Annotated in this window: 8 protein-coding genes; 3 read left to right on the top strand and 5 right to left on the bottom strand. The window is 77.4% G+C overall.

Annotation, left to right across the window (positions count from 1 at the left end; genetic code table 11):
- Window positions 1–495 precede the first annotated feature (495 nt).
- The 3 genes from ABD879_RS16575 to ABD879_RS16565 are packed head-to-tail and all read left to right on the top strand — an operon-like array spanning window position 496 to window position 3,114.
- The gene (locus tag ABD879_RS16575) at window positions 496–1,077 is read left to right on the top strand and encodes a DUF5998 family protein (protein WP_285496178.1); all 582 of its coding nucleotides are present in this window, start codon (window positions 496–498) and stop codon (window positions 1,075–1,077) included.
- Window positions 1,078–1,105: 28 nt separating this feature from the next.
- Window positions 1,106–2,233: an alkaline phosphatase family protein gene (locus ABD879_RS16570; protein ID WP_345022311.1), complete on the top strand. Its 1,128-nt coding sequence runs from the start codon at window positions 1,106–1,108 to the stop codon at window positions 2,231–2,233.
- Window positions 2,234–2,286: 53 nt separating this feature from the next.
- The gene (locus ABD879_RS16565; protein ID WP_345022310.1) at window positions 2,287–3,114 is read left to right on the top strand and encodes a sulfurtransferase; all 828 of its coding nucleotides are present in this window, start codon (window positions 2,287–2,289) and stop codon (window positions 3,112–3,114) included.
- Window positions 3,115–3,127: 13 nt separating this feature from the next.
- Here the strand turns inward: ABD879_RS16565 and ABD879_RS16560 are convergent, their stop codons facing one another.
- The 5 genes from ABD879_RS16560 to ABD879_RS16540 are packed head-to-tail and all read right to left on the bottom strand — an operon-like array spanning window position 3,128 to window position 7,702.
- Complete coding sequence (locus ABD879_RS16560) at window positions 3,128–4,069, bottom strand: CHAT domain-containing protein (protein ID WP_345022309.1); 942 nt, start codon at window positions 4,067–4,069, stop codon at window positions 3,128–3,130.
- Window positions 3,991–5,511: a tetratricopeptide repeat protein gene (locus ABD879_RS16555; protein ID WP_345022308.1), complete on the bottom strand. Its 1,521-nt coding sequence runs from the start codon at window positions 5,509–5,511 to the stop codon at window positions 3,991–3,993. The genes ABD879_RS16560 and ABD879_RS16555 overlap by 79 nt, the downstream gene beginning before the upstream one ends.
- On the bottom strand, window positions 5,508–5,948 hold the full coding sequence (locus ABD879_RS16550; RefSeq protein WP_345022307.1) for a hypothetical protein: 441 nt from the start codon (window positions 5,946–5,948) through the stop codon (window positions 5,508–5,510). Before ABD879_RS16550 ends, ABD879_RS16555 begins: the two co-directional genes overlap by 4 nt.
- Window positions 5,949–5,952: 4 nt before the next feature.
- Complete coding sequence (locus ABD879_RS16545; protein WP_345022306.1) at window positions 5,953–6,534, bottom strand: RNA polymerase sigma factor; 582 nt, start codon at window positions 6,532–6,534, stop codon at window positions 5,953–5,955.
- Window positions 6,515–7,702, bottom strand: a complete 1,188-nt coding sequence (locus ABD879_RS16540; protein ID WP_345022305.1) for a S8 family serine peptidase — start codon at window positions 7,700–7,702, stop codon at window positions 6,515–6,517. The genes ABD879_RS16545 and ABD879_RS16540 overlap by 20 nt, the downstream gene beginning before the upstream one ends.
- Window positions 7,703–7,710 lie beyond the last annotated feature (8 nt).

Below are 7,710 nucleotides of genomic sequence, written 5' to 3'. Positions count from 1 at the left end.
TTCATTTCAAGATCATCCAGCCGTGTCGCCGTCACCAACGTCCATGGTCAGTACAGCTAGGCGGCCGCTCGATGGGGGAGCGGCCTACTCCGGGTAGGGCGGCGGGCCGGGTTCGGGCGGGACCGGCTCAGGCTCCGGTATGGGCGGGATCGGTTCCGGTTCGGGTTCCGGGACGGGCTGCGGCGGACGGGGCGGCTCCGGCGGTTTGGGCGGCGGCTCCGGGGGCGGCACCGGCGGCTGGGGCGGCGGCACCGGCGGCGGGCCCGGCACCGGGTCGGTCATGCTCATGCCCCACCCCTACCCGGACCGCACCCGATGACCCCGCATCGGCCCTGGTGGGCGCCGTCCCGCCGGAAGGACGGCGCGGGCGCGGCGGGCGGCGGCGGCCGGGGGCGCGGCGGCCCGCCGCGGAGTCGTGCGGCGGGAGGGGCACGTGGGAACCGGGGTTCACCCGCGCGGCGTGCGAGGTGCGGCCCGACAGGGCAGGATGGGGGCATGAGGGACACCCGAGCGACGGCGCATGGGCTGCGCGCGGCCATCGAGCGCAGCGGCTACTACCCCGCACTTGTGGCGGACGCGGTCGAGTCGGCCATCGGCGCTGAGCAGGTGGACGCCTTCGTGGTGCACCACGAGGCGACCTTCGATCCCGCCATGGAGATGCGGCGGCACGTGACCGTGCTGGTGCTGTCGCCGACCCGCCTGCTGGTCTGCCACACCGACGAGCACCCGCCCGGCGAGGGGAATCCGCGGCCGCACGCCTCCACCACCACCGAGGCCGTCCGGCTCGACCGGGTCCAGTCCGTCGCCGTGACGCGCGTGGTGCCCGACCCGGCCTCCTACGTGCCCGGCGTGCCGCCGTCGGAGGTCGTGCTGACGATCGGCTGGGGCGCGATCTCGCACATCGACCTGGAACCGGCGACCTGCGGCGACGAGAACTGCGAGGCCGACCACGGCTACACCGGCAGCGTCACCGCCGACGACCTGTCGCTGCGGGTCAGCGAGGCCGCCGACGGCGCCGACGCGGTGACGCAGGTGCTGGCCTTCGCCGAGGCGCTGTCGGAGGCCACCGCCCGATGACCGCGGCCCGGACATGCGGGAGCGCGCGGTGACGGCCGGGCGGCCGGCGGCGCCGCGCTACGGCACGGGGACGCTGGCCGACCTGGCCGCGTCCCTGCTCGCCGCGGTGGGCGTCCCCGGCGCCGCCAACGCGCTGGACCTGCCGGAGCGGCCGCGCGCCTGCCTGCTGCTGATCGACGGCCTCGGCTGGGAGCTGCTGCGCGCGCACGAGGCGGACGCGCCGTTCCTGGCCTCGCTGGCCGCCGAAGGACGCGTCCTGAGCGCCGGATTCCCCGCCACCACCGCCACCAGCCTGGCGTCGCTGGGCACCGGGCTGCCGCCGGGGGAGCACGGGCTGGTCGGCATCCAGTTCGCCGTGCCGGGCGTGGAGGGGCTGCTGCAGTGCCTCAGGTGGCGCGCCGAGGACGCCGACCCGGCCGTCGTGCAGCCCCGTCCGACCGTCTACGAGCGGGCCGCGGCGGCGGGCGTGTCCACGGGCTACGTCGCGTCCGGCGCCTACCGCGGCAGCGGGCTGAGCCTGGCCACGGCCCGGGGCGCCGACTACGTGCCCGGCGACTCGCTCGGCCAGCTCGTCGCCGAGGCCGGGCGGGTCCTCGCCGGGGCCGACCGGGCGTACGTGACCGTCTACCACTCCGACCTGGACTCCACCGGCCACCGCTTCGGCGCGGGCTCCCCGCACTGGCGCCACCAGCTGCGCTTCGCCGACCTGCTCGCCGAACGCCTGGCCGACGTGCTGCCGCCCGGCACGTCCATGTACGTCACCGCCGACCACGGCATGGTCAACCCGACCCGGCACGTCGACGCCGACCGGGTGCCGGCCCTGTGCGAGGGAGTGGCCGAACTGGGCGGCGAGCCGCGCGCGCGGCACGTGTACGCGCTGCCGGGCGCCGCCGCCGACGTGCTGGCGGCCTGGCGGGAGACGCTGGCGGGCGAGGCGTGGGTGGTCACCCGCGAGGAGGCCGTGGACGCGGGCTGGTTCGGCCCGGTGGCCCCGCAGGTGCTGCCGCGCGTCGGCGACGTCGTCGCGGTCCCGAACGCCGACCTGGCGATCGTCGCGCGGGAGACCGAGCCGCTGATGTCGAGCCTGGTCGGCATGCACGGTTCGCTGACGCCCGCCGAGCAGCTCGTGCCGCTGCTGGCCGTTCACCGGGAATGAGGAACGTGGACACTCCCCTGTCAAATTTCGGCGACCATGGTCAGACTGGCGATGTGCAGCCTCTCATCGACGTCGCCGACCTGGCCCGGCTCCTGCGCCACGACCCGCCCACCCTGCTCGACGTCCGCTGGCGCCTGGGCGGCCCGCCCGGCCGCGCCGCCTACGACGCCGGCCACCTGCCCGGCGCCGTCTTCGTCGACCTGGACCGCGACCTGGCCGCGCCGCCGGGACCGCAGGGCCGCCACCCGCTGCCGCCGCCGGACGCCTTCGAGGAGGCGATGCGGCGCGCCGGGGTGTCCGCGGGCCGCACCGTGGTGGTCTACGACGACGCCGACTCCACCGCCGCGGGGCGGGCGTGGTGGACGCTGCGCTACTTCGGCCACACCCGCGTGCGCGTCCTCGACGGCGGCTACCACGCCTGGGTCGGCGCGGGGCAGCCGGTGACCACCGAGGTGCCCGACGTCGCCCCCGGCGACTTCACCGCCCGGCCCGGCGGGATGCCCGTCCTGGACGCCGCCGGCGCCGCCGCGCTGGCCAAGGCCGGGGTGCTGCTGGACGCCCGCTCCGCCGAGCGCTACCGGGGCGAGAACGAGCCGGTCGACCCCGTCGCCGGGCACATCCCCGGCGCGGTCAGCGCCCCCACCGTGGGCAACGTGGGGGTGGACGGACGCTTCCTGCCGCCCGGCGTGCTGCGCGACCGCTTCGGCGAACTCGGCGCGACCGACGCCGTGGACGTCGGCGTCTACTGCGGCTCCGGAGTGACCGCCGCCCACGAGGTCCTGGCGCTGCACCTGGCGGGCATCCCCGCCGCCCTGTACGTCGGGTCCTGGTCCAACTGGGTCGCCGACCCCGGCAACCCGGTGGCGACCGGGGACGGCTGAGCCCGCACGGCGCTCAGCCGGCGCCGAAGCACTGGAACCCCGCGGTGCCGGGGGTGCGGGGGACCGCCGCCAGCGCGGACGCGGGCGGCCTGCCCCGGTGCAGCCGCCCATGGAAGTCGATCATGGCGTCGCGGGCGGCGCGGTCCCCCACGGGGGCGACGCTGGCGATCACGGTGGCCGTCCCCGCGCCCAGCAGCACCCCGGCCAGGCCGGTCACCGCGTCCCCGGCCTCCGAACGGCCCGTGTCGCACCCCGACAGGACGATCGTGGCCGGGGGACGGTCCAGCTCCTGCAGGTCGTAGCCCATCAGGGGGCCGTCGGACAGCTCCAGGTGCGACAGCAGGGCGTTGCCCCGCCGGAAGTACCCGTGCGCGGCCAGGTGCGTCAGGTCGGCCCCGTCCAGTGCCCGGCGGACGTCGTCCACGCGCGCCGCCGCCCCCGTCATGACGGTCGCGCCGGGGTAGAGCCTGGCCAGCGCCAGTACCTCCGCCGCGGCGTGCTCCAGCCGGGGACCGGCGACCAGCACGACACGGCGCGCAGGGGTCCTGCCCGACCCGTGCGCGCGCAGCCAGGCGGCGGCGGACGGCACCACCGTGAACGGCCGCTCCGCCAGCATCGGCAGCACCGCCCAGGGGAGGCCGTGCAGCGTCGCCGTGGGCGCGATGACCAGCTCGCGTTGACCCAGGGCGTCGTCCAGCGGTTCCAGCACCGCGGACTGGACGCGCCGCGCCGCCTGCGCCAGCCCCGCCTCGGCCGCCTCGTCCCTGCCGTCCGCCATCACCAGGCGCCGCAGCGCGAACCGCACCAGGTGGACGTCCTGCTCGACGCTCTTGTAGGGGCCGAGCCGCCGGCGGCGGCACCGCCCCCCGGTGACGGTCACGGCGTGCAGGTCGTCGCCGATCCGCACCAGCTCCAGCAGCGCGCGGTCGCCGAGGGCGTCGGGGAGCCGCGCCAACGTCGGCGGCACCTCCGCCGGGTCCCGGCACGCCCCCTCGGCCGACCGGCGCCCGGCGCGGGCCATGCTCTGCACGGACCGCTCCAACCGGCAGAGCCGTTCGGCCGAGGCGGCGAGCTCGTCCGCGGTGAGGGAACCGTCCGCCGTGGCGGCGGTGTGGGCGGCGCTCGCGGTGGGCAGCTCCGCCAGCGCGGCGGCGTGGGCCGGGTCGCGCGGCGGACGCACCGCGACGGGACGCCGGGCCACCGCGCGGCGCCGCTCCCCGGCCAGCAGCAGCTCGCGCGCCGAACGCGCCAGGCGCAGCCCGAACGCGGCCAGCTCGTCGCCGGGCCCCGCGCGCGGGCGCACTCGACCCCGGCGGGCAGGGCGCGCGGCGGACGCCCCAGCTCCATGCGCAGCCGCGCCGAAATGATCCACGCCTCGGTGGCGGCCTCGTCCCAGCCTCCCCGCGCGAGGCGGTCGGCGGCGGCCACCGCCGCGCGCAGGAACACCGCGGACCGGTCGCCGCCGGCCCAGCGCGCCCGCACCAGCAGGTGCTCGGCGGGCAGCGCCCACCCGGGGCGCTCCTGCGCGGCGAACGCGGCGCGGGCCCGTTCGGCGGTGGCGGCGGCCCGTTCCGGATCCCCGTCGGCCAGCTCGGCGTGCGCCAGCAGCAGCAGGCCGTCCGCGGCGTCGCAGGCGTAGCCGCGCCGCGCCACGTCCGCCAGGGTCCTCTCCAGCAGCGGGCGGGCCTCGCCGGGCAGCCCCGCGGAGATCAGCGTCTCGGCCCGGTCGAGCCGCGCCTGCGCCAGGCGCTCGCCCGTCAGGTCGGCCTCGGCGACCGTGTACAGGTGCAGGGCCGACGGCACGTCGCCCCGGCGGGACACGACGAACGCCAAATTGACCCGCGCCATCGCCGCCTGGTGCCGCAGCCCCGTCCGCGACGCGACGTCCACGGCCTCGGCGAGCACGGCCTGCGCGGCGTCCAGCTCGCCCCTGAGCGCACGGGCCAGCCCCAGGTTCGTCAGCAGTCCGGTCAGCGCGGCGGGGTCCCTCCCCGACCGCAGCAGGGGGAGGGCGCCGAGCGCCTCCTCGAGCCGCCCCGCCCTGGCCAGCGCGCAGGCCCGGTTGGCGGTGAGGCGTTCGGCGTCGGTGCCCTCCAGAAGCGGCGCGGCGCGTTCGGCGGCGTCCAGGGCGCCCGCCAGGTCCCCGCGCGCGGCCAGCAGACCCACCAGCGTCATCCGCACCTGCGCCTCCTGGTAGGGCAGGCCCAGCGCCGTGTGCAGCGCGGTGGTGAGCAGCTCGATGCCCTCGCCCAGCCGCCCCATCTCCTTGGCGGCGACCGCGGCGGCCCGTAACGCCGTGACACGGGCCGCCGCGTCGTCGTGCGTCTGCACGGCCGCCAGCGCCGTCACGTAGGCGCGGGCGGGCTCCGAGGCCGCCAGCCGCAGCAGGTCGCTCACAAGCGCACCCAGCTGGTGACGACGCACACCCCGCCGGGCAGGCGGAACATCAGGCTGACCGGGCCCCCGGGCACGCCGTCCATCATGAACTGCCCCGCCATGTCGGTGGCCGAGCGCAGCTCCCCGTCCGCGTGCCGCAGCACCACGGTGGCGGTGGCCGGGGGCAGGAGGCGGCCGACGACGCGGTGCCCCTGCGGCTCCTCCACCACCTCGATCTCCACGCCCACGTCGTGGCCGGTGAAGCTGAGCAGCCGCGGGCCGTCGCCCTGGCGCAGCCCCGACCTCCCGGCCGCCGCGTCACCGACGAACTCCACCAGGAGCGCGTCGGGGGCGCGCCACCGGAACGCGGCCTGCGCCCCCTCCAGCACATGCGGAGGGGGCGGGTCGATGGCGTCGAAGGCGGCCCGTATCTCCGCCAGGATCTCCTGCTCGTTCATGACGTCAGAAGTCGTCTCCGAGGCGTTGGCGCAGCGCGGTCAGGCACCGTGTGCGGGTGGGGCCGATGCTGCCGACCGGCATCCCCAGGGCCGCCGCCACATCGGTGTAACTGGGGGACGCGGCGAACAGCCGCAGGAGCCGCCGGCACCGCTCGGGCAGTTCCTCCAGCGCCTCCGCGACGCGGCGCAGGCGCTCCCGGGCGGTCCAGACGCCCTCCGGTGTGCGCGACGCCGGAGGGTGGACGGCCCCGTCGTGCGCATCGTGCGGCCACTGCGCCGACCGGAAACGCGCCCGTGCGGCCTCACGGGCCGTGGTGACGGCGAGCCACGCCCCTACCCGCCTCGGATCGCGCAGCGCGTCGAGGCGCTCGACGAGGCGCAGCCACGCGGTCTGCACCACGTCCGCCGCGTCGTTCTGCGACAGCCCGTGGGAGCGGGCGATGGCCCACAGCATGCCGGTGTAGCGCCGGGTCAGCGCCGCCCACGCGTCGCCGTCGCCGCCGCGGGCCCGCCCCACCAGTTCCTCGGGTGACGCCGCCTCCGCCAGGGGCGGCCCGTAGGCCGGTCTAGACGCCTGCGGGCTCACGCTGGACCTCGTCCCGTGCCGACGGCCCGACCACGACGCCGAGGTCGGGCAGCGTGCGCGCGCGGGCCGGATCCAGCACCCGCCGCGCCGCCTCGGCCGCCGGCACGTCCTCCTGGGCGGCCAGCCCGGCGATCATCCCCGCGACCGCCGGCGCGGCGAACGAGGTGCCGCTCCAGCGCGCGTACCCGTCGAACTCGCCGAACCGCACGAAGCAGCTGGCGATGTCCACACCGGGCGCGCACGCGTCCACCCACCAGCCGTAGTTGGAGAACCACGCGCGATCGGTGCGCCCCCGCCGGGTGTCCAGCGCGGCCACCGAGATCACCGACTTGGCCGCGGCGGGCCAGAACGGCCGCTCGCCGCCGGTGTTGCCCGCGCACGCCACCACCACCGGGCGGCGCGGCGCCGACCGCAGCTGCGCCAGCACCCGCGACAGCACGGGGGAGGGGCGGTCGTCGAAGGTGTGGCACCCCAGCGACAGGTTCACCACGTCGGCGCGGCCCCACGCGGCCAGCCGGGCGAGCGCGCGCACCACGTCCAGCTCGTCGCCGACGCCGTCGCCGCCCAGCACCCGCACCGCGCGGATACGGGCCGACGGCGCGTACCGCAGGACCACCCCCGTGATGAACGTGCCGTGCCCCGCCTGCGCGTCCAGCGCGCAGTCGAGGTCGGCGTCGAGCACCTCCGCCACGTCGTCGCGCTGCCCGGCGTACCAGTCGGCGCCGTCGTACCACGGGTGGGGCGACAGACCCGTGTCCAGCACCGCGACCGTCGTCTCCCGGGCGGCCGGACGCGGCCTGGGCGCGGGCACCGGGGCCGTGGGGCGAGCCAGATCGGCGGGGCCCGACCACCACAGCGGCTGGCCGTGCACCAGGTGGTTGGGGGCGACGGCCAGCTCCCGGTGGCGGCGGTCGCCGGCGAGCTGGGACGCCAGTTCGCACACGTCCACGCGCGCGGCCGGACGCAGCCGCATCCGGTGCACGCCGTGGTCGTCCTCACCGGAGTCGTGCCAGCGGCGCACGAGATCCGCCACGGCGGGCGCGTCCTGGGGGGCGACCAGCAGCTCATCGCGCCGGATCAGGGCGGGGCGGCCGGGCACCGCCTCCACCACGACGGCGTCGTCATGCCGGGCGAGCAGACGCTCGAGACAGGAATCTTGGTCGAACATTTAACTGA

Origin of the sequence: Actinomadura keratinilytica (assembly GCF_039539665.1) — a bacterium.
Lineage (GTDB): Bacteria > Actinomycetota > Actinomycetes > Streptosporangiales > Streptosporangiaceae > Spirillospora > Spirillospora keratinilytica.
The sequence above is the reverse complement of the archived record's forward strand: the minus strand, read 5'-3'. Positions and strand labels throughout refer to the sequence as shown.